Here is a 23950-nt window from a genome sequence, read left to right as displayed (position 1 = left end):
CTGACGTCCGGCAGCGGCCATAGGTGCCGTTTCGGGTGCCGTTGGCGACGGTTTACGCTAGAATGCACGGCCTCAAAGCACACCCCCTTCCCGAGGCTGTCCCGAAGATGTTGATCCTGCGCGGCGCTCCTGCCCTTTCTGCCTTTCGCCACAGCAAACTCCTTGAGCAACTGAGCCAGAAGGTACCTTCTGTCAGTGGCCTGTATGCTGAATTTGCTCACTTCGCCGACGTTACCGGCGTTTTGACCGCCGACGAACAGCAAGTGCTGGCGCGCCTTCTGAAGTACGGTCCCAGCGTTCCTGTTCAAGAGCCTAACGGCCGCTTGTTCCTGGTCCTGCCACGGTTCGGCACCATCTCGCCCTGGTCGAGCAAGGCCAGCGACATCGCCCGCAACTGCGGCCTGGAAAAAATCCAGCGCCTGGAACGCGGGATCGCCTTCTATGTAGCAGGCCAGTTCAGCGACGCCGAGGCCGAGCTGATCGCCAGCAGCCTGCACGACCGCATGACCCAGATCATCGTGGCCCAGCTGGAACAGGCCGCCGGTCTGTTCAGCCACGCCGAGCCCAAGCCGCTGACCGCGATTGACGTGCTCGGTGGCGGTCGCGCCGCGCTGGAAACCGCCAACACCGAACTGGGCCTGGCCCTGGCCGAAGACGAAATTGACTACCTGGTCAACGCCTTCATCGGCCTGAAGCGCAACCCCCACGACATCGAACTGATGATGTTCGCCCAGGCGAACTCCGAGCACTGCCGTCACAAGATCTTCAACGCCAGTTGGGACATCGACGGCCAGAGCCAGGAAAAAAGCCTGTTCGGCATGATCAAGAACACCTACGTGATGCACAGCGAAGGCGTTCTGTCTGCTTATAAAGACAACGCCTCGGTCATCGTCGGCTCCGTCGCCGGCCGTTTCTTCCCGGACCCTGAGACCCGCCAATACGGTGCGGTGCAGGAGCCGGTGCACATCCTGATGAAGGTCGAGACCCACAACCACCCGACCGCGATTGCCCCGTTCCCGGGCGCAGCCACCGGTTCCGGCGGCGAGATTCGCGACGAAGGTGCAACCGGTCGTGGCGCCAAGCCAAAGGCTGGCCTCACGGGCTTCACCGTATCCAACCTGCAGATCCCGGGCTTCGAACAGCCGTGGGAAGTGCCGTACGGCAAACCTGAGCGCATTGTCACCGCACTGGACATCATGATCGAAGGCCCGCTGGGCGGCGCCGCGTTCAACAACGAATTCGGTCGTCCGGCCCTGACCGGCTACTTCCGTACTTTCGAACAGACCATCACCACTCCGCGTGGCGATGAAGTGCGCGGTTACCACAAGCCGATCATGTTGGCCGGCGGCATGGGCAACATCCGCGCCGAGCACGTACAGAAAGGCGAGATTCTGGTCGGCTCCAAGCTGATCGTCCTCGGCGGCCCGGCGATGCTGATCGGCCTGGGCGGCGGCGCCGCTTCCTCCATGGCTACCGGCACCAGCTCGGCAGATCTGGACTTCGCTTCCGTTCAGCGTGAAAACCCTGAGATGGAACGCCGTTGCCAGGAAGTCATCGACCGTTGCTGGCAATTGGGTGACAAGAACCCGATCAGCTTCATCCACGATGTCGGCGCGGGCGGCTTGTCCAACGCCTTCCCGGAACTGGTCAACGATGGCGACCGTGGCGGCCGTTTCGAACTGCGCAACATTCCAAACGACGAGCCGGGCATGGCCCCGCACGAAATCTGGAGCAACGAATCCCAGGAGCGTTACGTCCTGGCCGTCGGCCCTGCCGACTTCGAACGCTTCCAGGCGATCTGCGAGCGCGAGCGCTGCCCGTTTGCCGTGGTCGGCGAAGCCACTGCCGAGCCGCAACTGACGGTCACCGACAGCCACTTCGGCAACAGCCCGGTGGACATGCCGCTGGAAGTGCTGCTGGGCAAAGCCCCACGCATGCACCGTTCGGCCGTGCGTGAAAACGAACTGGGCGACGATTTCGATCCGTCGACCCTGGCCATCGCCGACTGCGTGGAGCGCGTCCTGCACCACCCGGCCGTTGCCAGCAAAAGCTTCCTGATCACCATCGGCGACCGCACCATTACCGGTCTGGTTGCCCGTGATCAAATGGTCGGCCCGTGGCAGGTTCCGGTGGCTGACGTTGCCGTCACCGCCACCAGCTTCGACGTCTACACCGGTGAAGCGATGGCCATGGGCGAGCGCACTCCGCTGGCCCTGCTGGACGCTCCGGCGTCGGGCCGCATGGCCATCGGCGAAACCCTGACCAACATCGCAGCGTCGCGTATCGCCAAGATCTCCGACATCAAACTGTCGGCCAACTGGATGTCCGCTGCCGGTCACCCGGGTGAAGATGCGCGTCTGTACGACACCGTGAAAGCGGTCGGCATGGAGCTGTGCCCTGAGCTGGGCATTACCATTCCGGTGGGCAAGGACTCCATGTCCATGGCCACGCGCTGGAACGATGAAGGCGTGGACAAGAGCGTCACCTCGCCGCTGTCGCTGATCGTCACCGGCTTTGCGCCGGTCACCGACATCCGCCAGACCCTGACCCCGCAACTGCGCATGGACAAGGGCACCACCGACCTGATCCTGATCGACCTCGGTCGTGGCCAGAACCGCATGGGCGCCTCGATCCTCGCCCAGGTGCACGGCAAGCTCGGCAAACAGGCCCCGGACGTCGACGACGCCGAAGACCTGAAAGCCTTCTTCGCCGTGATCCAGGGCTTGAACGCCGACGGTCACCTGCTGGCTTACCACGACCGTTCCGACGGTGGTTTGCTGACCAGCGCCGTGGAGATGGCCTTCGCCGGTCACTGCGGCCTGAACCTGAACCTCGATGGCCTGGCAGAAACGTCCGCCGACATCGCTGCAATCCTGTTCAACGAAGAACTGGGCGCCGTGATCCAGGTTCGCCAGGACGCAACGCCAGACGTACTCGCACAGTTCAGTGCCGCAGGCCTGGATGACTGCGTGGCCGTGGTTGGCCAGCCGATCAACAACGGTGAAATCAACATCGTCTTCAACGGCGAAACCGTGTTTGAAGGCCAGCGCCGCCTGTTGCAACGCCAGTGGGCCGAGACCAGCTACCAGATCCAGCGCCTGCGTGACAACGCTGACTGCGCCGAGCAGGAATTCGAGGTGATCCTGGAAGAAGACAACCCGGGCCTGAGCACCAAGCTCAGCTTCGACGTCAACCAGGACATCGCCGCGCCTTACATCAAGAAAGGCATCCGCCCACAAGTGGCCGTACTGCGTGAGCAGGGCGTCAACGGCCAGGTGGAAATGGCGGCGGCGTTCGACCGTGCCGGCTTCAATGCGATCGACGTGCACATGAGCGACATCCTCGCCGGTCGCGTTGATCTCAACGAGTTCAAAGGCCTCGTGGCCTGCGGTGGTTTCTCCTACGGCGACGTACTGGGTGCCGGTGAAGGCTGGGCCAAATCGGCCCTGTTCAACAGCCGTGCCCGCGACGCGTTCCAGGGCTTCTTCGAGCGTAACGACAGCTTCACCCTGGGTGTGTGCAACGGTTGCCAGATGATGTCCAACCTCAGCGAACTGATCCCGGGCAGCGAGTTCTGGCCGCACTTCGTGCGTAACCGTTCCGAGCAGTTCGAAGCCCGGGTTGCGATGGTTCAGGTGCAGGAATCCAACTCGATCTTCCTGCAGGGCATGGCCGGTTCGCGCATGCCGATCGCCATCGCCCACGGTGAAGGCCATGCCGAGTTCGCCAGCGAAGAAGCACTGCTGGAAGCCGACCTGTCCGGTACCGTGGCCCTGCGTTTCGTCGACAACCACGGCAAGGTCACCGAAGGCTACCCGGCCAACCCGAACGGCTCGCCGCGCGGGATCACCGGGCTGACCAGCCGCGACGGTCGCGTCACCATCATGATGCCGCACCCGGAGCGTGTATTCCGCGCCGTGCAGAACTCGTGGCGCCCGGAAGAGTGGAACGAAGACGGCGCGTGGATGCGCATGTTCCGTAACGCTCGCGTCTGGGTGAACTAAGACGGTGTACAAGCTCGCCTTCTTTGTGCCCGACAGCCATGTGGAGACGGTGAAAACCGCCGTCTTCGCAGCCGGCGGCGGGCGCATCGGCCACTACGACAGCTGCGCCTGGCAGGTACTGGGCCAGGGCCAATTCCGCGCGATGGACGGCAGCCAGCCGTTTATCGGGCAGGTGGGGCAGGTTGAAGTGGTTGAAGAATGGAAGGTTGAGCTGGTGGTGGCGAATGAATTGATCGTGGCTGTCGTGGCTGCGTTGAAGCTTAGCCATCCGTATGAGACACCGGCGTATGAGGTGTGGCAGTTGGCGGATTTTTGATTCGTCGGCTGCAAAACAAGAAACCCGCTGGGCCAGTTTGGTCAGCGGGTTTTTTGTTGCCTGAGGTTCTGTGGATAGCCTACGGATGGTTTGGATTTTTCTGACGTCCTTTTCAGGTTGTCGCTCGGAACCGCCCTCAATAGCCTTCTTTGGTCACCGTCCACTCGGTGACCGGGATCAGATTTCGGGCCCCGTCCAGCTTCATCACATCAGTATCTGAGACCCAACAATGACATTACCGGATGTAATTGCTCCACGACTCAATACGGGCACAGCGCTTGGGAAGGCTTTGATTTCAATGTTCAAATCCGTCGAAGCCGAGCTGATACTTGAGGGCGCCGAGCCTGGTGCGGTCAAAGTGATCGTTTTCGGTGGTTGTGCTGTCCACCTTTATACCAACCACCGGGTTTCTACAGATGTCGATGCGGAAATTTACTCTGCCAGGGCTCCTGACAGGTTCCTTCTTCAAACGTTACTTGCAGAGGTACCAGAGCAATTTGTCGACGAACGCTCCGGCCGGCTGATGGAGCTGAACTATGACCTCCAATACAACACTGGTTTTGGTCCGCTTCATGAGGAGTATTGGGAACGGAGCCTGCCGCTTGAAGAGTTTCCGATTGAATCGGCGTTGCATCTTCACATCGCTGCGCCTATCGACATAGTCATCTCCAAGCTGGGTAGAGCCACTGACCAAGACGTAGGCGACATCATGGCACTGCTTAGGTCAGGGTTCATATTGACCACTGAGCTGCGTCGTCTGGCATTGCAGGCGATAGATATGTATGTTGGCAACAAAGAGCCACCCAGATCCGTGCTCACCAATATTTTGCATGACTACCTGGAGACTATAGATGGCGAAGCCCCCTAACGGCCACGTCCTCTCATCTGCTTTGGATACGCTGGTCAAAAGCCCTTTGAATCAGGCTGATGATGTTGCGCTTGTCAGTGCGGCGAAAGCGGTTTGGTATTCGGACGCCAACCTCGTCAGCGAGGCTAGAGCTTTTCTAAATCAGCATGCCAGTGAGGTGGAGGTTCGCCGAGCAGGTTATCTGCTTGAGCGATTCACGCGTTTTTCGTGCGTCACTGATGGCCGAGTATCTGAAGTTTTTAAGGCCCTTGAGCTGTTTACACGCTCGACTCCCAAGTTGGAGCCGAAGCCACTAGCTATTGTGGCGCTTCGTAGTCGTCGCGATCAGCTGGCGGTTTCTTGGGGATTGAGTGAAGGTCTTGGTTTGAAGGCTCAAGCGCTGATGCCTTTCCAGACTCGGCATTACGAAGCTGAACAACGAGCAGCCTCTGCTTAAGCGAAAATGGCCATAAACGAACCCGGCTTATGTCGGGTTTTTGTTGTCTGCGGTTTCTCAATGGCGCGGAATATTCTGACAGCTCTTTCAGGTTGTCCCTCGGAATCTGCCTCTCTAACCTTCGCCAGTCGCTGCCAATTCAGTGACCGGGACTGCAAGCTCGTAAACATCACTAGGAGCCTATTCTTCTCGGAGCTTCACGATGGTCAAAGAAAACACCTCATCTTCCATAGCCTCACTTCAAGCCGCAGCCCGCCAGGCGACGGGTTAACCTGCCGATCAGTTATTCACCCTGGTACCTAATCTGGATAGCGAAACCCTGCTGGCGAACGCCTCTCAGGATCTTGCCTCAGTGCAGGCGCTGACAGTTCATCTGGCGTTTGAAGTCGACGGTTCCCACCGTGATGTGGCGCTGGGGATTTGTCGGATACTGGAGGGGGTTCAGTTGATGGTGGATCGGATGCTGGACTTGTATGAGGTGCCTGAGCCTGAGTAATTCGGCGCCTGTGAGGGCCATTCGCGAGCAAGCCCGCTCCCACATTTGACCGCGTTGCCATGACGGGCACCGATCAAAATGTGGGAGCGGGCTTGCTCGCGAAGAGGCCCTGATGCTCAGTAAAGATTCAGGCTTTTACCCCAACCTCACGACCACTGACCAACCGCTCCAACGCCTCACCCAACCCCGAAGCCTTGTCACCAATCAGCAAGTGCCAAACCCCACTCTCAAGCTGGCTAACACCCTGGCAACCCAGCGCAGTCAGTTGGGCTTCCGACAACACCGAACCGTCCCCCAACTCCACCCGCAGCCGCGTCATCGCCACCGCATCCAGTTGCAGCACATTGGCCCGACCGCCCAGCGCGCTCAGCCATTTCTCGGCCTCATGCACATTCACCGGTGTGCTCTTCTCAACAGGCGTTACCACCGCCGCCGGCGCCGCAACATACGAGGGCATCGCCAACCGAATCTCATCGGCAATGCTGTCCGCCATCGGCCCGACCACTACCTGCAAGCTCCCGCCATTCCCCGGCCGAACCACAGCCATGGCACCCAGTGCTTTTAACTCAGCATCCACCGCCTTGTTGCGATCCACCATGTCCAACCGCAGGCGTGTCGTGCAAGCACCCACACTCAGCAGATTGTCCGCACCACCCAGCGCTCGAATGTAAGCCCCGGCCCGCTGGTTATCGGTCATGGTCTCAGCCTGTACGACCTGAATATCCTCACGCCCCGGCGTCTTCAAGTTGAAGCGACGGATGCAGTAGTTGAACACGCTGTAATAGATCACCGCATACGCCAGCCCAACCGGGAACACCAGCCAGCCGTTGGTGGATTTACCCCAACCCAGCACCATGTCGATAAACCCGCCGGAGAAGGTAAAGCCCAGGTGAATGTTGAGCATGTTGGTGACCGCCATCGACAAGCCGGTCAGCAACGCATGCAGCAGATACAGGAATGGCGCGAGGAACATGAACGCGAACTCAATCGGCTCGGTCACCCCGGTCAGGAACGAGGTCAGCGCCATCGACAGGAAAATCCCGCCCATGATTTTGCGCCGCTCCGGCAGAGCATTGCGGTACATCGCCAGGCACGCCGCCGGCAGACCGAACAACATGACCGGGAACATGCCGGTCATGAACTGGCCGCCTTTCGGGTCGCCGGCAAAGTAGCGGGTCAGGTCGCCGGTCACTAGCGCGCCGGTCGCAGGATCCGTGAAGCTGCCGAACACAAACCACGCCATGTTGTTGAGGATATGGTGCAAGCCGGTGACGATCAGCAGGCGGTTGAACACGCCAAACACGAACGCGCCAAAGCTGCCGCTTTCCATCAGTAGTACGCCGAAGCTGTTGATGCCATGCTGGATTGGTGGCCAGATCAAACCAAAGATCACCCCCAGCGCTACCGCGGAGAACCCGGTGACGATCGGCACAAACCGTCGCCCACCAAAGAACGCCAGGTATTCGGGGAGCTTGATGTCCTTGAAGCGGTTATACAGCGCACCGGCCATCAAGCCGCTGGCGATCCCCGCGAGCATGCCCATGTTGATGCTGGCGTCCATCACCTTAAGGGTGGAGACCATCACCAGGTACCCAATGGCACCCGCCAGGCCCGCCGTGCCGTTGTTGTCGCGGGCAAAACCCACGGCAATCCCGATGGCGAAGATCAGCGCCAGGTTGGCGAAGATCGCCTGCCCGGCGTCGTGCATCACCGCGATGTTCAGCAGGTCAGTGTCGCCCAGTCGCAGCAGGAGGCCGGCGATCGGCAGAATCGCGATCGGCAGCATCAGTGCACGGCCCAGGCGTTGCAGCCCTTCGATAAAATGTTGATACACGGCGTGTCTCCCTATTCTTGTTGTTTTCAGCTCAGCGGCCAGTGGTGTTGACAGGCTTGGCGAACGGCTTTGGCGCTGCTCAGGTTAAGCAGGCTTTGGCTCAGTTGCCGGCATTGGGCTGCGTCCAGGTGACGGACACGGTCCTTGATTTCTCCGATTTGCGGCGGGCTGACGGACAGCTCGCTGATGCCCAGGCCGATCAGCACCGGCGTGGCCAGCGGGTCGGACGCAAGCGCCCCGCACACACCCACCCAACGGCCATGCTTGGCAGCGCCGATGCAGGTCTGGGCGATCAGCCGCAGCAGCGCCGGGTGCATGGCGTCGACCCGGGCGGCGAGGCCGGCGTGGTCGCGGTCCATGGCCAGGGTGTACTGGGACAGGTCATTGGTGCCGATGGACAAAAAGTCCGCATGCTCGGCCAGTTGCTCAGCCATCAGCGCCGCGGCGGGCACTTCGATCATCACCCCCAGTTCCGGGCGCTGGGTCAGTTCCAGTTCGGTGCACAGTTCATCGAGGCGCTGGCGGATGTGCAGCAGTTCGTCGACTTCGCTGACCATCGGCAGCAGGATCCGGCAGCGTTCCAGTGGCGAGACTTGCAGCAGCGCACGCAGTTGCTGGTCCAGCACTTCCGGGCGCACTTGCGCCATGCGAATGCCCCGCAGGCCCAGCACCGGGTTGGTCTCGAACGGTAGCGGCAGGTAGTCGAGTTGCTTGTCGCCGCCGACGTCGATGGTGCGGATGATCACGGACTTGTCACCCATGGCATCCAGCACGGCCTGATAGGCCTGGCGCTGCTCTTGCTCGTCGGGCGCAGTGCGGCGATCGACGAAGAGGAATTCGGTACGCAGCAGGCCAACGCCATCGGCGCCATTCTCGAAGGCCAGTTGGGCTTCGGCGCTGGAGGCGACATTCGCGGCCACTTCAATACGCACGCCATCCTGAGTGCTCGCGGTGCCTTGAGCCTCCGCCTGCTGTTGCTGGCGACGCAGTTTCTGCGCGTCGCGCAACTGGTGGACCTGAGCGTGGCGCGCATCGTCCGGCGTCAGTTCCAGGCGACCATTGGCGGCATCCAGCACCACCCGTTGACCTTGTGGCACTTCCAGCACTTGCTCGCCCAAAGCGACCACACACGGCAGGCCTTTGCCCCGTGCCAGAATCGCCACATGAGAAGTCGCGCCGCCTTCGGCCATGCAGATGCCGGCGGCGTTTTGCTTGCTCAGTTGCAGCAGGTCCGAGGGGGTCAATTCATGGGCCGAGACGATCGCGCCGGCCGGCAACTCGAAGTGCCAGGCCTCGCCCAACAGCGCCCGCAGCACGCGTTGTTGCAAGTCCCGCAGGTCGTTGGCGCGTTCGGCGAATAGCGGTTTACCCAGTGCCAGCAGCACCGCACATTGGGCCTGGATTGCATCGCGCCAGGCATGAGTGGCAGCGCTGCCGTGTTCGATGCTGGTGGTGGCGGCTTCCAGTAGCGTCGGGTCTTCCAGCAGCGCCAGGTGGGCGGCGAAGATCTCTTCTTCCTCAACGTCCTTGCGCTGGCGCGCCTGGTCCAGGGTGTGGCGGATTTCGCTGCGCACCTGTTCCAGGGCACTGTCCAGATGCTGCAATTGTTCATCCGGAACGTTGTTGCCCGGGTCCACCGGCAACTCGATCCCGTTCAGGCGGAACAGCGGGCCGCAGACCAAACCCGGCGCTGCGCAGACGCCTTGCAGCACCCCGGCCTCGGTATTTGCGCGTCGCGGGGCGACGGCCACCGGGGCGTGATGTTCTTCGCTGACGGCCACCGACAACGCGGCAATCAGTGCTTGCAGCGCCGCGTCACAATCCTTGCCGCGACAAGTGACCTGTACCTCGTCCTGCTCACCAATCCCCAGCCCCATCAAGCCGATCAAGCTTTCGCACGAAGCCGACTTGCCGGCGAAATGCAGCTGCGACTGGCTGCTGAATGCCTGTGCAGTCTTGCGGATCAAGGCCGCGGGGCGCGCGTGCAGGCCGCCACGATGGGTGATGCGAATAGTCGCACTGGCTTCGGCGACAGACTCATCAATGACTTTCGCTGCCCCGGCCAACCGCGCAACCACGTGTAGCAGCGGCTCGCCGACCCGGACCGTTTTCAGGGTGATCGGCCGCAGTTCGAACACATCACTGTTGGTCAGGATGATCAGGCTGACCAGGCTTTTGCACTGACGCGCAATCAGGTCCAGGTCAAACTGCACCAGCGCCTGGCCCTTGCTGACCCGCGCACCTTGCTTTACCAGCAACGCAAAACCTTCGCCGTTCAATTCCACCGTGTCGATGCCCACATGCATCAGCAATTCAGCGCCGTTATCGGCGCGAATGGTCAGCGCGTGCCCGGTACGGGCGACGTGGATGATCACGCCGTCGCACGGTGCATGCAGGCAATCATTGAGCGGGTCGATGGCAATGCCGTCGCCCATGGCGCCACTGGCGAACACTTCGTCGGGAACGTTGCCCAGGGTCAGCACCGGCCCACTGAGGGGAGCGCTGAGGGTAAGGTCTTTATTATTGTGGGACATGGGCACGGTACTCATCAGGAAAACGCTGCAATCAACTCAGTGGGTACGGGTCACTTTGCTCAAGTGACGCGGTTGGTCCGGGTCCATGCCCCGGGCCTCTGCCAAACCGGCAGCCATCACGTAGAAACTCTGGATCGCCAGGATCGGGTCCAGGGCCGGGTGTTCGGCACGGCTCAGGGTCAGGTTGCGTTCGGCGATGTCGTCGGGAGCGGCCAGCAACACGCGGGCACCACGCTGGCGCATGTCGGCGGCGAGGCTCAGCAGGCCGGCTTGTTCGGCGCCGCGTGGGGCGAAGACCAGCAGCGGGTAGTTGGCATCGATCAGGGCCATCGGGCCATGGCGCACTTCGGCGCTGCTGAACGCTTCAGCCTGGATCGCCGAGGTTTCCTTGAGCTTGAGCGCGGCTTCCTGGGCAATGGCAAAACCGGCGCCACGGCCGATCACCATCAGTTGCTGGCAGCCGCGCAGGGCTTCGATGGCCACGCTCCAGTCTTGCTTGGCGGCTTCACGCAAACCGTCGGGCAAGGCCTGGCAGGCTTGCAGCAATTCGGCTTCCTGGTTCCAGTGGCCGATCAGTTGGGCGCTGGCACTCAGGGTGGCGATAAAGCTTTTGGTGGCGGCAACACTGCGTTCCGGCCCGGCACACAGCGGCACGTGGAATTCGCAGGCGGCTTCCAGCGGTGAATCTTCGGCGTTGACCATCGAGATGCTCAAGGCGCCGCGCTTGCGCAGCAGGCGCAGGCTGTTGACCAGGTCCGGGCTTTGCCCCGACTGGGAGAAACCGAAGGCCACTTGCCCACTGACTTTGAGTGGCGATTGCAGCATGGTCACCACCGACATCGGCAACGACGCCACCGGAATCCCCAGGTGTTGCATGGTCAGGTAGGCGAAGTAACTGGCGGCATGGTCCGAACTGCCACGGGCGATGGTCATCGCGACTTGCGGCGGTTGGCGACGCAGGCGGCCGGCGACTTCCTCCAGCAATGGGTCCAGGCGTTGCAGTTGAGCCTCGACGGCCTCGCAGGAGGCCAGGGCCTCTTCAAGCATTTTTGAAGTCAATGGTTTCTCCTTCGACCATTACGTCGGTGAGGTGCAGGGAGCGGTCCAGGCGCACGCAGTCGGCGAAGCTGCCGGGCTGCAGGCGACCGCGTTCTTCGAGGCCCAGGTAGTCCGCAGGAAATTGCGACAGGCGTTGTGAGGCTTCACTGATGGGCAGGCCGATCTTCACCAGGTTGCGCAGCGCCTGGTCCATGGTCAGGGTGCTGCCGGCCAGCGTTCCATCGGCCAGGCGTACACCGCCCAGGCATTTGGTAACGGTGTGGCTGCCCAGCTTGTATTCACCGTCGGGCATGCCGGCGGCGGCGGTGGAATCGGTGACGCAGTACAGGCACGGGATCGAGCGCAAAGCCACGCGCATGGCGCCGGGGTGCACGTGCAGCAAGTCGGGAATCAGTTCGGCGTATTTGGCGTGGGCCAATGCGGCACCGACGATGCCGGGCTCGCGGTGATGCAGCGGGCTCATGGCGTTATACAAATGGGTAAAGCTGGTGGCGCCGGCGGCGAGGGCGGCGACGCCTTCTTCGTAGCTGCCCAGGGTGTGGCCGATCTGCATGCGCACGCCCCGTTCGCTGAGGGCGCGGATCAGGCCGTCATGGCCGGCGATTTCCGGGGCAATGGTGATCACCCGGATCGGCGCCAGGCGCAGGTATTCTTCGACTTCGGCCATCAAGGCGGTGTGGGCGAAGTTCGGTTGTGCGCCGAGTTTTCCCGGATTGATGTAGGGGCCTTCCAGGTGCACGCCGAGCACACGGGCGGTTCCGGTCGGACGGCTTTCGCAATAGGTGCCTATCTCGCCGAGCACGCGGGAGATTTCGTCCACCGGTGCGGTCATGGTGGTGGCCAGCAGCGAGGTGGTGCCAAACCGCACGTGGGTGCGAGTGATGGTGTGGAAGGCTTCGGTGCCTTCCATGATGTCTTTGCCGCCACCGCCGTGCACGTGCAGGTCGATAAAACCTGGCAGCAAATACGGCAGGTCGTTGTCAGCCGGGTCGCACGGGCTGCCTTCAACGGCAGTGACCTTGCCGTGCTGGTGCACCAGGCGGCCGCGAATCCAGCCGTTGGGCGTAAGAATGTTGTCTTCGGACATGGGCAGTTCTCTAAATTCGCAGTTCAGCGGAATAGTCGTGGCGGCGCAGTTCTGCAACGAAGTCGTAGTAGTCGTTGCGGCAATAGGTGTCGGTGATTTCAATCGGGGTGTTGTCGGCGGTGTAGCCCACCCGGGTCATCAGCAGCATGGCGGTGCCGGGGGCGATGCCCACCAGGGCTGCAAACTCGTCCGACGCGTTGATTGCCTGGATGTGTTGCAGGGCGCGCACGATGGGCTTGCCGATGCTCTCCAGGTATTCGTAGAGCGAGTTGCCGATGGCCTGCGGGTGGGGGAGGACGGAGGCGGGCATGGCGGTCATTTCAATCGCCATCACCGTGTCGTCGGCCTTACGTAAACGCTTGAGGCGCGCGACCTTGTCGCTCGGCGACAGGCCCAGGCGGATCAACTCTTCATGGGTCGGCTGGGTGATATCGCGCTCCAGCCACTGGGACGTTGGCACAAACCCCTTGAGCCGGAGCATTTCGCTGAAGCCCGACAGGCGCGACAGCGGCTGTTCCAGGCGGGGGGTGATGAAGGTTCCGGAGCCTTGGCTGCGACGGATCAGGCCTTGTTCGAAGAGTACTTCCAGCGCTTTACGGGCGGTCACCCGGGAAATGCTCAGTTGCTCGCTGAGGGCGCGTTCCGACGGCAATGCCTGCTCGGATTTCCATTGGCCAGCATGAATCGCGGCTTCGAGGTTACGGGCCAGTTGCAGGTACAGCGGCGTCGATTGTTTATCGTCGGGGCGCAGGGCCAGGATGGGGTTCATCGTGTCGGTTTCCGATGCGGTTATTGGAGTGTTGTCGCCCGGTAGTGATCGCAAGCTAATACCACTTAAATACCATGTCAATGCAGCGAAAACGGTGCAGGCGAGCGTTTACGGGCGCCTTAATAGTGCGCCAATCCAAGTGGTATTAGAGAGGTCTTTCTGTCGGGCAGAAGCGCGCAGCTTGCCGGGGTGAACTGGTATTCACCGGTAAGCGCTGCGCGGGGCAGGAATTTTTTTTGAATTATTTTACGAGCGGCGGGAAATTACGGACGAATCTCGATCATCGTGCCGTCTTTCACCAGGTTCCAGACTTCGCGCATGTCGACATTGCGCATGCCGATGCAGCCGTCGGTCCAGTCCAGGGTGTGGAACAGCTCTTCGGGGTAGTCCTCGGCGTCAGGGGTGCCGTGGATCATGATCATGCTGCCGGGCTTGACCCCTTCGCGGCGGGCGCGGGCGGAGTCGCTGATATTGGGGTAGGAGATGTGCATGGCCAGGTTGAAGCGGTCGCTGGTCTTGCGCCAGTCGATCCAGTAGAAGCCTTCCGGGGTTCGGCGGTCGCCTTCCATCAGCTTGGTGCCCTTGGGGTTTTTACCCAGGGAGATGCGATAGGTCTTGAGGGGCTTGCCGTCGTTGATCAGTTGCAACTGATGGGCGGACTTGAGCACCAGGATTTTCTCGACGGGTTTGCCCCCCAGGATCAATTGGGTGGAGGCTGGCGACAGCGTGGCAAACGACAGGCAGATCAGAGCAAGCAACCAACGCATTAAAACGGTATCCCCTGAAAAGACTACGTGCCGCCTGGATTGTTATTTGGCCAACTGGGTCAGCGGCGGCACGGACTCGCTGCGTACCGGATACGACTGTTGCCGGCGGTCAGCAAAAAAGCATTCTAAGGTACGCCCGACCGTGCGGAAAGCCAGCTCGGACCAAGGGATGTCGGCTTCATCGAATAAGCGCACTTCAAGGCTTTCGGGGCCTGCGGCAAAATCCAGGTCGATCAGTTCGGCGCGGTAGAAAATGTGCACCTGGCTGATGTGCGGCACATCGATCAAGGTATAGATGCTCAGGTTGCGCACCCGGGCGCAGGCTTCTTCCATGGTTTCGCGCATGGCAGCCTGTTCGACGGTCTCGCCGTTCTCCATAAAGCCTGCAGGCAAGGTCCAGAAACCCAGGCGCGGCTCGATGGCGCGGCGGCACAGCAGCACCTGCTCGCCCCACACCGGCACCGTGCCGGCGACGATATTGGGATTCTGGTAGTGAATGGTCTGACAGTGATCGCAGACATAACGCAGGCGTGCGTCGCCTTCGGGAATGCGCTGGGTGACTGGTTTACCGCACTGGCTGCAGAAGTTCATGCTGGGGTTCCTGGAGAGTGCGCCTATCTTGGCGTGACCGGGTATGGCCTGCAAGTTGTCGTTTAGCGACATGGCCAGGGTTTTGGGGTTGGGCGTGCGCAAGGTTTGGTGCATGATGCAAGGTAGCCAACAGACCGAGATGACTCATGCTGGACGAGCTACTTCGCCGGGTAAGCAATCATACGCCACGCACGCTGGAGACCGACGGTCGGTTCCCGGAAGCGGCGGTACTGGTGCCGATCACCCGCAGTGACGAACCCGAGCTGATCCTGACCTTGCGCGCCAGCGGGCTATCCACCCATGGCGGTGAAGTGGCGTTCCCTGGCGGGCGCCGCGACCCTGAAGATCTCAACCTGATATTCACCGCGCTGCGCGAGGCCGAAGAAGAAATCGGCCTGCCGCCGGGGTTGGTTGAAGTGATTGGTCCGCTGAGCCCGCTGATTTCCCTGCACGGGATTCGTGTCACGCCTTATGTAGGCGTTATCCCTGATTACGTTGAATACGTGGCCAATGACGCCGAGATCGCCGCTGTGTTCAGCGTGCCCCTGGAGTTTTTTCGCCAGGATCCCCGCGAACACACCCACCGTATCGATTACCAGGGCCGCAGTTGGTATGTGCCCAGTTATCGGTTTGGCGAATACAAGATCTGGGGCCTGACGGCGATCATGATTGTCGAGCTGATCAATCTGCTCTATGACGATGCCGACATCAGCCTGCATCGGCCGCCGAAAAGCTTCATCAATACCTAAGAGCCAGATGGCCATCGTTCCTGCCGTGAGGATCCACCTATGAAATACCGCCTGGGCGACGCCCGAGTCGAAACCCATCCCAACAGCTGGGTGGCCCCCAATGCCACGCTGGTGGGCAAGGTCAAGCTGGAGGAGGGCGCCAACGTCTGGTTCAACGCGGTGTTGCGCGGCGACAACGAGCTGATCCTGATCGGCAAGAACAGCAACGTGCAGGACGGCAGCGTGATGCACACCGACATGGGTTACCCGCTGACCCTCGGCACCGGCGTGACCATCGGCCATAACGCCATGTTGCATGGCTGCACGGTGGACGATTACAGCCTGATCGGCATCAACGCGGTGATTCTTAACGGCGCGAAGATCGGCAAGCACTGCATCATCGGCGCCAATTCGCTGATCGGTGAGGGCAAGGAAATTCCCGATGGTTCGCTGGTAATGGGCTCGCCGGGCAAAGTGGTACGGGAGCTGACCGACGTGCAGAAGAAGATGCTTGAAGCCAGCGCTGCGCACTATGTGCATAACTCCCAGCGTTATGCCCGTGATCTGGTTGAGCAGGAAGAATGACCGTATCTGAACGGCCGGTAGCGTCGCCTTGCGTGAGCATTTGCGCGCTGGATGACGATGATATCTGCACGGGATGCCAGCGCACGGTGGAAGAGATTACCCGCTGGAGTCGCATGGACAACGCCGAGCGCCGGGTGGTGCTGGGGTTGTGCCATGAGCGGGCGAAGGCGAGCGGGCTGGTGTGGATGATTCCGGGGAAGTCCGGCGCCTGATAGACCGCTTTCGCGAGCAAGCCCGCTCCCATATTTGATTGCGTTTATCTTGGAGGAATGCGTTCAAAATGTGGGAGCGGGCTTGCTCGCGAAAGGGCCCGCCCAGACGACATATTTCCAAATGTGAAGTACCCTGTGCCCATTGTTCACAGGTCCCTCGCCCCATGTTCTTCCTGATTGCCTACATCAGCAGCGTCGTGCTGATTAATTTCGCCTTTTCCACCGCCCCGCACCTGGATGTCATCTGGTCTGCCTGGGGCGGTTTGGTGTTTGTCCTGCGGGACATGGTGCAAACCCGCTTCGGTCACGGCGCGATCATCGCCATGCTGGCGGCGCTGGTGCTGTCCTATATCACCTCTGATCCGTCCATCGCCCTGGCCAGCGCCACGGCGTTCGCGGTGTCCGAGTGCATCGACTGGCTGGTGTTCAGCATCACCAAACGTCCACTCCACGACCGCCTGTGGATAAGTTCGGCGCTGAGTATTCCCCTCGACACCTTCATCTTTTTCGGCCTGATCGGCGCGCTCACGCCTGCCGTAGCGGGCACTGCCCTGGTCTCGAAGTTCGCCGGCGTTACCGTGGTGTGGCTGGCCATGGCCTGGCGTTTGCGCCGCCAGCGCGTCGCCAACTGAAGCCAATCCTTACAGTTCATGTAAAATGCCGGCCTTTCTCCACATGATCCGCTCCCCTGAGGACCTGAGATGACCCGAATCGGAACTCCATTGTCGCCAACCGCGACCCGCGTAATGCTGTGTGGCTGCGGTGAGCTGGGCAAGGAAGTGGTAATCGAACTGCAACGCCTGGGCGTTGAAGTGATTGCCGTGGATCGCTACGCCAACGCACCGGCCATGCAGGTTGCCCACCGCAGCCATGTGATCAACATGCTCGACGGCGCCGCCCTGCGTGCCGTGATCGAAGCCGAAAAGCCGCACTTCATCGTGCCGGAAATCGAAGCGATCGCCACCGCGACCCTGGTTGAGCTGGAAGCCGAAGGCTTCACCGTGATCCCGACCGCCCGCGCCACGTTGCTGACCATGAACCGCGAGGGCATCCGTCGCCTGGCCGCTGAAGAGCTCGACCTGCCGACCTCGCCGTACCACTTTGCCGACACCTTCGAGGACTACAGCAAGGCCGTCACCGACCTGGGCTTCCCGTGTGTGGTGAAGCCGGTGATGAGTTCGTCGGGCAAGGGCCAGAGCCTGTTGCGCAGTGCCGATGACGTGCAGAAAGCCTGGGATTACGCTCAGGAAGGCGGGCGTGCCGGCAAAGGCCGCGTGATCATCGAAGGCTTTATCGACTTCGACTACGAAATCACCCTGCTGACCGTGCGCCACATCGGCGGCACCACCTTCTGCGCGCCTGTCGGTCACCGTCAGGAGAAGGGCGACTACCAGGAATCCTGGCAGCCACAGGCCATGAGCCCGATTGCGCTGGCGGAATCCGAGCGTGTTGCCAAGGCAGTGACCGAGGCCCTGGGCGGTCGTGGTCTGTTTGGTGTCGAGCTGTTCATCAAGGGCGATCAGGTGTGGTTCAGCGAAGTATCGCCGCGTCCCCATGACACTGGTTTGGTGACGCTGATTTCCCAGGACTTGTCGCAGTTTGCCCTGCATGCGCGGGCAATTCTCGGCCTGCCGATCCCGTTGATCCGTCAGTTCGGGCCTTCGGCTTCGGCGGTGATTCTTGTGGAAGGCAAGTCGACCCAGACGGCGTTTGCCAACCTGGGTGCTGCGTTGAGCGAGCCGGATACGGCGTTGCGTTTGTTCGGCAAGCCGGAAGTGAACGGTCAGCGCCGCATGGGCGTGGCGCTGGCGCGGGATGAGTCGATTGAGGCTGCCCGGGCTAAAGCTACCCGTGCTTCGAAGGCAGTTGTTGTAGAGCTGTAACCGAGTCGCGCCCTTCGCGAGCAAGCCCGCTCCCACATTTGAATGTATTCGCAAATCAAAATGTGGGAGGGGGCTTGCTCCCGAAGGCGGTTTATCAGGCGACCTTATTCAGATCGTTATTGCGCGTCTCTTTCAGGCACAGCACAGCAATCAAGCTGATCACCGCTGCCGCCGACACATACCCGCCGACATAACTCAAACCGCCCATCGCCACCAGCTTGGTCGCGAAGAACGGTGCCGCCGACGCGCCCACGATTCCACCCAGGTTATACGCCGCCGAAGCACCGGTATAACGCACGCGGGTCGGGAACAGTTCCGGCAACATTGCGCCCATCGGGGCAAAGGTCACGCCCATCAGGAACAGCTCCAGCGCCAGGAACAATGCCACTGCCCAGGTTGAACCGTGGGTCAGCAACGGTTCCATGGTGAAGCCGGAGAGGATGGTCAGGATCGCACCCACAATCAGCACCGGCTTACGCCCGTAACGGTCGCTTGCCCACGCCGCCAACGGCGTCGCCGCGCCCATGAACAGCACGGCGAAGCACAGCAGCCCGAGGAAGGTTTCACGGCTATAGCCCAGCGTGGACACGCCGTAGCTCAGGGAAAACGCAGTGGTGATATAGAACAGCGCATAACACACCACCATCGACGCCGCGCCCAGCAGCACCGGCAGCCAATGCTGGCTGAACAGTTCCACCAGCGGCACTTTCACCGGAGCTTCCTTGGCTACGGCGTTCGCGAACACCGGCGTTTCGTGCAGTTTGAGCCGCGCATAAAGACCGACCATCACCAGCGCTGCGCTGAGGATGAACGGAATGCGCCAGCCCCAGCTGCGGAACTGCTCGTCGCTCAGGTTCATGGCCAAGATCAGGAACAGCCCGTTGGCCGCCAAAAAGCCAATCGACGGGCCCAGTTGCGGGAACATGCCGAACCAGGCGCGTTTGCCCTTCGGTGCGTTCTCGGTCGCCAGCAACGCCGCGCCGCCCCATTCGCCGCCAAGCCCGAGGCCCTGGCCGAAGCGCAGCACGCAGAGCAGGATCGGTGCCCAGGCGCCGATGCTGTCATAACCGGGCAGCAAGCCAATCAGCGTGGTGCACACGCCCATCAGCAGCAGGGACGCCACCAACGTCGATTTACGGCCAATCCGGTCACCAAAATGGCCGAACAGTGCCGACCCCAACGGACGGGCAATAAACGCGATACCGAAGGTCAGGAACGAGGCGAGCATCTGCGCCGTGCCGGAGGTTTGCGGGAAGAACACTGGCCCGATCACCAGTGCGGCGGCAGTTGCGTAGATATAGAAGTCGTAGAACTCGATGGCGGTGCCGACGATGCTCGCGGTGGCGACCCGGGCCGTCGAGTTGGTCGGGGCGGCGGTCGCCGTCTCGTTATAGGTGGTGGTCATTGAGGTATCCCTGACGGTCATTGCGCGTTTGGACGCGGATTATTATTGGTCGAACACCCATGGATCAGGGTTGTGCGCGGGGCGGCTCGGGATGGGAGCAAGCACCGGTCAGACACGACATCGCGGCGCCGGCCCCTGTAGGAGCGAGCTTGCTCGCGATGCTCGTTAACGATAACACGGGGAACCTGACAGCCAACGGCGCTCTCGGGTTTTTCGCGAGCAAGCTCGCTCCTACATGTGCCAGATCAGTACCTTGGCCACGCGGTTGTCTTCGGTCTCGAGGATTTCCAGGCGATAGCGGCCGATTTTCAGGCACACGGCGCAATCCGGAATGGTCTCCAGCGCTTCGGTGACCAGGCCGTTGAGGGTCTTGGGACCATCGCTGGGCAGGTGCCAGCCGAGGGTTTTGTTCAGGTCGCGAATCGAGGCGGCGCCGTCGATCACGTAGCGGCCATCCAGTTGTGGCTGGATGTGCGGGTTGTCGAGGTGCTGCTCGCTTTCGAACTCACCGACGATTTCTTCAAGAATGTCTTCCAGGGTCACGATGCCCAGCACTTCGCCGTATTCATCCACCACCATGCCCAGGCGGCGCTGCTGCTTGTGGAAGTTCAGCAGTTGCAGTTGCAGTGGGGTGCTTTCCGGGACGAAGTAGGGCTCGTGACAGGCGGCCAGCAGCGCTTCCTTGGTCAGGCTGGCGTCCGGCAGCAGGTGGCGGATCTGCCGGGTGTTGAGCACCGCTTCGACCTGGTTGATGTCGCTGTGGAACACCGGCAGCCGGGTACGCGTGGAAATCCGCAGTTGCTCGATGATTTCCTCTACCGAGTCATCCAGGTTGATGCCGTCCACTTCGCTGCGGGGCACCAGGATGTCGTTCACGGTGATGTTGTCCAGCGCATGGATGCCTGGCATGCCCGGTGCGCGGGTGTTGGGGATTTCGGCTTCCGGCTCGTCGTCCTGATCCGGCTGCGGCTCGTCGCTTTTCTTGACCACGCCCGGTTTGCGGGCGAACGGGCGCAGCAGCAACAGGCTGATTCCATTGAGCAGCCAAGCTAGTGGGGAAAGGATTTTCAGCGGCACGCCCAGCAACGTATTACCGAAGCCAAGTATGGTTTGTGGGTGGCGAGTGGCCAGGGCGCGCGGCAGATAGTCGGCCAACACCAGCAGGACCGCACTGGAGATCACCCAGCCGAGCCACGGGCCGTTTTCTGCCCAGGCGTAGATCGCCAGCAGCGTGCAGAGAATCACCACCACGGCGCGGCACAGGGTGTTGCAGAGGATCAGGCTGTTGCGCGGAAAATTCAGGCGGGCGGCGGCTTTGTCACCCTGGCGGGTGCCAGGGCGCAGCGCCAGCAAATGTTGCCGGGCGGCTTCGATGGCGGTAAACAGCGCCGACCATAAAACCAGCAAGGCTATTACGGCAAGCATCGGCCCTAAGGGCAAGTTGTCCATGTCGGCTGCCCGTCAGATATGCAGGATGTATTCGCGAACCAGCTTGCTGCCGAAATAGGCCAGCATCAGCAGGCAGAAACCGGCCAGGGTCCAGCGGATCGCCTTGTGCCCGCGCCAGCCGAGGCGGTTGCGGCCCCACAGCAGCACGCTGAACACCACCCAGGCCAGGCACGCCAGCAGGGTCTTGTGCACCAGGTGCTGGGCGAACAGGTTCTCGACGAACAGCCAGCCGGAGATCAGCGACAGCGACAGCAGCGTCCAGCCGGCCCAGAGGAAGCCGAACAGCAGGCTTTCCATGGTTTGCAGCGGCGGGAAGTTCTTGATCAGCCCGGACGGGTGCTTGTGCTTGAGCTGGTGGTCTTGCAACAGCAGCAACAAGGCCTGGAACACCGCGATGGTGAACATGCCGTAGGCGAGGATCGACAGCAGGATGTGGGCGAGGATGCCCGGCTCTTCATCAATGACCTGCACGGTGCCGGTCGGAGTGAATTGCGCCAGCAGCACCGTCAGCATCCCGAGCGGGAACAGCAGCACCAGCAGGTTCTCCACCGGGATCCGGTAGCAGGCCATCAGGGTCAGCGCGATCACCGCGGCGGCAATCAGACTGGCGGCGCTGAAAAAATCCAGGCCCAGGCCGACCGGCGTCATCAAATGCGTGAACAGGCTCGCTGCGTGGGCCAGCAGGGCGATCACGCCAAGGCCTACCAACAGGCGTTTGTCGGCCTTGGCGCCTTGGGCCAGACGAGTGCCCTGATAGAGGGTCGCAGCGGCATACAAGATGGCGGCGGCGAGGCTGGGTAGCAAACTGGGTGACAAAGGGAGCATAAATCCTGTTAAGCAGGCCCGAAAGGCGCTGAGTTTGGCATACACCTGCGTAACACGAAAGACTCTCAGGCCAGACAGCGGGTGTGCATGGCGACAGTCTTCGCTATAATCCGCGACCTGCCCACGCCGCAGGCTCGCCGAGCGCTGTTTTTAATAGCGATTTACCACAGCCTGGGCCGCCATTACCTCGGTCTAACATAGGGCCTGAAAGGATCGCGCATGTTTGAAAATCTGACTGACCGTCTCTCGCAGACGCTGCGCCATGTCACCGGCAAGGCCAAGCTGACCGAGGACAATATTAAAGACACCCTGCGTGAAGTGCGCATGGCGTTGCTGGAAGCCGACGTCGCCTTGCCGGTGGTGAAGGACTTCGTCAACTCGGTCAAAGAGCGCGCGGTCGGCACCGAAGTGTCCCGCAGCCTGACCCCGGGCCAGGCGTTTGTGAAGATCGTCCAGGCCGAACTCGAAAGCCTGATGGGCGCGGCCAACGAAGATTTGAACCTCAGCGCCGTGCCGCCAGCCGTTGTGCTGATGGCTGGCCTGCAAGGTGCGGGTAAAACCACCACGGCCGGCAAACTGGCGCGCTTCCTTAAAGAGCGCAAGAAGAAGTCGGTGATGGTGGTGTCTGCGGACGTTTACCGTCCGGCCGCGATCAAACAACTGGAAATGCTCGCGGGCGAAGTCGGTGTGATCTTCTTCCCGTCCGACCTGAGCCAGAAGCCGGTCGATATTGCCCAGGCTGCTATTAAAGAAGCCAAGCTGAAATTCATCGACGTGGTCATCGTCGATACCGCCGGTCGCCTGCACATCGATGAAGAGATGATGGGCGAGATCAAGGCGCTGCATGCCGCGATCAACCCGGTAGAGACCCTGTTCGTGGTCGACGCCATGACCGGCCAGGATGCGGCCAACACCGCCAAGGCCTTTGGTGACGCGCTGCCGCTGACCGGTGTGATCCTGACCAAGGTCGACGGCGACGCCCGTGGCGGTGCCGCCTTGTCGGTGCGTGCGATTACCGGCAAGCCGATCAAGTTCATCGGTATGGGCGAGAAGAGCGAAGCGCTCGAGCCGTTCCACCCTGAACGGATCGCCTCGCGTATCCTCGGCATGGGCGATGTGCTCAGCCTGATCGAGCAAGCGGAAGCGACCCTCGACAAGGACAAAGCCGACAAGCTGGCTAAAAAGCTGAAGAAGGGCAAGGGCTTCGACCTCGAAGACTTCCGCGACCAGCTGCAACAGATGAAGAACATGGGCGGCCTTGGCGGCCTGATGGACAAGCTGCCGAACATCGGCGGCGTGAACCTGGCGCAAATGGGCAATGCCCAGGGCGCGGCAGAGAAGCAATTCAAGCAGATGGAAGCCATCATCAATTCCATGACCCCGGCCGAGCGCCGCGACCCTGAGCTGATCAGCGGTTCGCGCAAACGTCGGATCGCCATGGGTTCCGGCACTCAGGTGCAGGACATCGGTCGCTTGATCAAGCAACACAAGCAGATGCAGAAGATGATGAAGAAATTCTCCGCAAAAGGCGGAATGGCCAAGATGATGCGCGGCATGGGCGGTATGTTGCCCGGCGGCGGCATGCCAAAGATGTAAAGAATTCGAGCAAAAGCCTGCTTTTGCTCCGACCCACAGGGATGTGGGATCTCCAGCAAACCCGCCGTTGGCGGGAGCTGACTTGCCGTTTTAACCGACGGCTCTATAGCAGATCTGAATGGCACGCTGATAGGCGCCAGAAAAAGACATTTGCAAAAGTCCGGATATTCCTTAGAATATGCGGCCTTTCGGGCACCTATGCCCGCTGTGCATTTAGATTTGCAGCACCGACTACAGGAACGATGTTCACATGCTAACAATCCGTCTTGCCCTTGGCGGCTCCAAAAAGCGCCCGTTTTACCACTTGACCGTAACTGACAGCCGCAACCCACGTGACGGCTCTCACAAGGAACAAGTTGGCTTCTTCAACCCGATCGCTCGTGGTCAAGAAGTCCGTCTGTCCGTGAACCAAGAGCGCGTAGCCTACTGGCTGAGCGTTGGTGCACAACCTTCTGAGCGCGTTGCTCAGTTGTTGAAGGATGCATCTAAGGCTGCGGCCTGAGCAA

At 61.2% G+C, this 23950-nt stretch carries 22 protein-coding genes; 12 read left to right on the top strand and 10 right to left on the bottom strand.

Translation table 11 applies throughout. The features are described from left to right. Nucleotides 1-107 precede the first annotated feature (107 nt). From purL to SNL23_RS07120, 5 genes are all read left to right on the top strand, one after another. Entirely contained in the window at nucleotides 108-4004 is a 3897-nt protein-coding gene (gene purL / locus SNL23_RS07140; RefSeq protein ID WP_318301913.1) for a phosphoribosylformylglycinamidine synthase, read from the top strand. Nucleotides 4005-4008: 4 nt separating this feature from the next. Then, complete coding sequence (locus SNL23_RS07135) at nucleotides 4009-4320, top strand: NGG1p interacting factor NIF3 (RefSeq protein WP_318301912.1); 312 nt, start codon at nucleotides 4009-4011, stop codon at nucleotides 4318-4320. A gap of 229 nt (nucleotides 4321-4549) precedes the next feature. Then, nucleotides 4550-5188, top strand: a complete 639-nt coding sequence (locus SNL23_RS07130; protein ID WP_167664515.1) for a DUF6036 family nucleotidyltransferase — start codon at nucleotides 4550-4552, stop codon at nucleotides 5186-5188. Continuing rightward, nucleotides 5172-5624 (top strand): hypothetical protein, encoded by a 453-nt coding sequence (locus SNL23_RS07125; RefSeq protein WP_318301911.1) that lies wholly within the window; start codon nucleotides 5172-5174, stop codon nucleotides 5622-5624. The genes SNL23_RS07130 and SNL23_RS07125 overlap by 17 nt, the downstream gene beginning before the upstream one ends. A 292-nt stretch (nucleotides 5625-5916) precedes the next feature. Beyond that, nucleotides 5917-6120, top strand: a complete 204-nt coding sequence (locus tag SNL23_RS07120) for a DUF6124 family protein (protein WP_076017522.1) — start codon at nucleotides 5917-5919, stop codon at nucleotides 6118-6120. 127 nt (nucleotides 6121-6247) lie between these two features. Here the strand turns inward: SNL23_RS07120 and nagE are convergent, their stop codons facing one another. From nagE to SNL23_RS07085, 7 genes are all read right to left on the bottom strand, one after another. Continuing rightward, a complete protein-coding gene (gene nagE / locus SNL23_RS07115) occupies nucleotides 6248-7906 on the bottom strand; it encodes an N-acetylglucosamine-specific PTS transporter subunit IIBC (protein ID WP_412104174.1) in 1659 nt (552 codons plus the stop codon). A 74-nt stretch (nucleotides 7907-7980) separates the two neighbouring features. Continuing rightward, entirely contained in the window at nucleotides 7981-10488 is a 2508-nt protein-coding gene (gene ptsP / locus SNL23_RS07110) for a phosphoenolpyruvate--protein phosphotransferase (protein ID WP_318301909.1), read from the bottom strand. A 36-nt stretch (nucleotides 10489-10524) separates the two neighbouring features. After that, on the bottom strand, nucleotides 10525-11547 hold the full coding sequence (locus SNL23_RS07105; protein WP_318301908.1) for an SIS domain-containing protein: 1023 nt from the start codon (nucleotides 11545-11547) through the stop codon (nucleotides 10525-10527). After that, nucleotides 11528-12634: an N-acetylglucosamine-6-phosphate deacetylase gene (nagA, locus tag SNL23_RS07100; protein WP_318301907.1), complete on the bottom strand. Its 1107-nt coding sequence runs from the start codon at nucleotides 12632-12634 to the stop codon at nucleotides 11528-11530. The genes SNL23_RS07105 and nagA overlap by 20 nt, the downstream gene beginning before the upstream one ends. A gap of 10 nt (nucleotides 12635-12644) precedes the next feature. Beyond that, nucleotides 12645-13403 carry a GntR family transcriptional regulator gene (locus SNL23_RS07095; protein ID WP_076017517.1) on the bottom strand — a complete coding sequence of 253 codons (759 nt, stop codon included), beginning with the start codon at nucleotides 13401-13403 and terminating at the stop codon, nucleotides 12645-12647. 263 nt (nucleotides 13404-13666) lie between these two features. Beyond that, nucleotides 13667-14170, bottom strand: coding sequence for a L,D-transpeptidase family protein (locus tag SNL23_RS07090; protein ID WP_010176835.1), 504 nt, complete (start codon nucleotides 14168-14170; stop codon nucleotides 13667-13669). 42 nt (nucleotides 14171-14212) lie between these two features. After that, complete coding sequence (locus SNL23_RS07085; protein ID WP_076017516.1) at nucleotides 14213-14761, bottom strand: NUDIX hydrolase; 549 nt, start codon at nucleotides 14759-14761, stop codon at nucleotides 14213-14215. 146 nt (nucleotides 14762-14907) lie between these two features. Between SNL23_RS07085 and SNL23_RS07080 the strand changes: the two genes are divergently transcribed. From SNL23_RS07080 to purT, 5 genes are all read left to right on the top strand, one after another. Next, nucleotides 14908-15510, top strand: a complete 603-nt coding sequence (locus SNL23_RS07080) for a CoA pyrophosphatase (protein WP_318301906.1) — start codon at nucleotides 14908-14910, stop codon at nucleotides 15508-15510. Nucleotides 15511-15549: 39 nt separating this feature from the next. After that, complete coding sequence (locus tag SNL23_RS07075) at nucleotides 15550-16074, top strand: gamma carbonic anhydrase family protein (RefSeq protein WP_003209603.1); 525 nt, start codon at nucleotides 15550-15552, stop codon at nucleotides 16072-16074. Next, nucleotides 16071-16286: a DUF1289 domain-containing protein gene (locus SNL23_RS07070; RefSeq protein WP_167664509.1), complete on the top strand. Its 216-nt coding sequence runs from the start codon at nucleotides 16071-16073 to the stop codon at nucleotides 16284-16286. The genes SNL23_RS07075 and SNL23_RS07070 overlap by 4 nt, the downstream gene beginning before the upstream one ends. A gap of 164 nt (nucleotides 16287-16450) precedes the next feature. Beyond that, the gene (locus tag SNL23_RS07065; protein WP_003209599.1) at nucleotides 16451-16918 is read left to right on the top strand and encodes a hypothetical protein; all 468 of its coding nucleotides are present in this window, start codon (nucleotides 16451-16453) and stop codon (nucleotides 16916-16918) included. Between the two features lie 69 nt (nucleotides 16919-16987). Continuing rightward, on the top strand, nucleotides 16988-18169 hold the full coding sequence (gene purT, locus SNL23_RS07060) for a formate-dependent phosphoribosylglycinamide formyltransferase (RefSeq protein ID WP_076017513.1): 1182 nt from the start codon (nucleotides 16988-16990) through the stop codon (nucleotides 18167-18169). A 94-nt stretch (nucleotides 18170-18263) separates the two neighbouring features. Here the strand turns inward: purT and SNL23_RS07055 are convergent, their stop codons facing one another. From SNL23_RS07055 to SNL23_RS07040, 3 genes are all read right to left on the bottom strand, one after another. Next, a complete protein-coding gene (locus SNL23_RS07055; protein ID WP_318301905.1) occupies nucleotides 18264-19574 on the bottom strand; it encodes an MFS transporter in 1311 nt (436 codons plus the stop codon). Nucleotides 19575-19805: 231 nt separating this feature from the next. Further along, entirely contained in the window at nucleotides 19806-21023 is a 1218-nt protein-coding gene (locus SNL23_RS07045) for a transporter associated domain-containing protein (protein WP_318301903.1), read from the bottom strand. A gap of 12 nt (nucleotides 21024-21035) precedes the next feature. Continuing rightward, nucleotides 21036-21848, bottom strand: a complete 813-nt coding sequence (locus SNL23_RS07040) for a cytochrome C assembly family protein (RefSeq protein WP_076017511.1) — start codon at nucleotides 21846-21848, stop codon at nucleotides 21036-21038. 219 nt (nucleotides 21849-22067) lie between these two features. Here SNL23_RS07040 and ffh point away from each other — a divergent pair, with 219 nt between their 5' ends. Next, nucleotides 22068-23444, top strand: a complete 1377-nt coding sequence (gene ffh, locus SNL23_RS07035) for a signal recognition particle protein (RefSeq protein WP_318301902.1) — start codon at nucleotides 22068-22070, stop codon at nucleotides 23442-23444. A 250-nt stretch (nucleotides 23445-23694) separates the two neighbouring features. Continuing rightward, nucleotides 23695-23946, top strand: coding sequence for a 30S ribosomal protein S16 (gene rpsP, locus SNL23_RS07030; RefSeq protein ID WP_003209587.1), 252 nt, complete (start codon nucleotides 23695-23697; stop codon nucleotides 23944-23946). The last annotated feature ends 4 nt before the right edge of the window (nucleotides 23947-23950 follow it).

The sequence above is a fragment of the Pseudomonas sp. SED1 genome, assembly GCF_034044025.1.
Lineage (GTDB): Bacteria > Pseudomonadota > Gammaproteobacteria > Pseudomonadales > Pseudomonadaceae > Aquipseudomonas.
Note: the sequence above shows the minus strand (reverse complement) of the source record. Positions and strands in the feature narration are given on the sequence as shown.

Coding starts and splice junctions, on each gene's coding strand:
- purL (WP_318301913.1), top strand. CDS start 108: ATGTTGATCCTGCGCGGCGCTCCTGCCCTTTCTGCCTTTCGCCACAGC.
- SNL23_RS07130 (WP_167664515.1), top strand. CDS start 4,550: ATGACATTACCGGATGTAATTGCTCCACGACTCAATACGGGCACAGCG.
- SNL23_RS07125 (WP_318301911.1), top strand. CDS start 5,172: ATGGCGAAGCCCCCTAACGGCCACGTCCTCTCATCTGCTTTGGATACG.
- nagE (WP_412104174.1), bottom strand. CDS start 7,906: ATGCTGCCGATCGCGATTCTGCCGATCGCCGGCCTCCTGCTGCGACTG.
- ptsP (WP_318301909.1), bottom strand. CDS start 10,488: ATGTCCCACAATAATAAAGACCTTACCCTCAGCGCTCCCCTCAGTGGG.
- nagA (WP_318301907.1), bottom strand. CDS start 12,634: ATGTCCGAAGACAACATTCTTACGCCCAACGGCTGGATTCGCGGCCGC.
- SNL23_RS07095 (WP_076017517.1), bottom strand. CDS start 13,403: ATGAACCCCATCCTGGCCCTGCGCCCCGACGATAAACAATCGACGCCG.
- SNL23_RS07090 (WP_010176835.1), bottom strand. CDS start 14,170: ATGCGTTGGTTGCTTGCTCTGATCTGCCTGTCGTTTGCCACGCTGTCG.
- SNL23_RS07085 (WP_076017516.1), bottom strand. CDS start 14,761: ATGAACTTCTGCAGCCAGTGCGGTAAACCAGTCACCCAGCGCATTCCC.
- SNL23_RS07080 (WP_318301906.1), top strand. CDS start 14,908: ATGCTGGACGAGCTACTTCGCCGGGTAAGCAATCATACGCCACGCACG.
- SNL23_RS07075 (WP_003209603.1), top strand. CDS start 15,550: ATGAAATACCGCCTGGGCGACGCCCGAGTCGAAACCCATCCCAACAGC.
- SNL23_RS07070 (WP_167664509.1), top strand. CDS start 16,071: ATGACCGTATCTGAACGGCCGGTAGCGTCGCCTTGCGTGAGCATTTGC.
- SNL23_RS07065 (WP_003209599.1), top strand. CDS start 16,451: ATGTTCTTCCTGATTGCCTACATCAGCAGCGTCGTGCTGATTAATTTC.
- purT (WP_076017513.1), top strand. CDS start 16,988: ATGACCCGAATCGGAACTCCATTGTCGCCAACCGCGACCCGCGTAATG.
- SNL23_RS07055 (WP_318301905.1), bottom strand. CDS start 19,574: ATGACCACCACCTATAACGAGACGGCGACCGCCGCCCCGACCAACTCG.
- SNL23_RS07045 (WP_318301903.1), bottom strand. CDS start 21,023: ATGGACAACTTGCCCTTAGGGCCGATGCTTGCCGTAATAGCCTTGCTG.
- SNL23_RS07040 (WP_076017511.1), bottom strand. CDS start 21,848: ATGCTCCCTTTGTCACCCAGTTTGCTACCCAGCCTCGCCGCCGCCATC.
- ffh (WP_318301902.1), top strand. CDS start 22,068: ATGTTTGAAAATCTGACTGACCGTCTCTCGCAGACGCTGCGCCATGTC.
- rpsP (WP_003209587.1), top strand. CDS start 23,695: ATGCTAACAATCCGTCTTGCCCTTGGCGGCTCCAAAAAGCGCCCGTTT.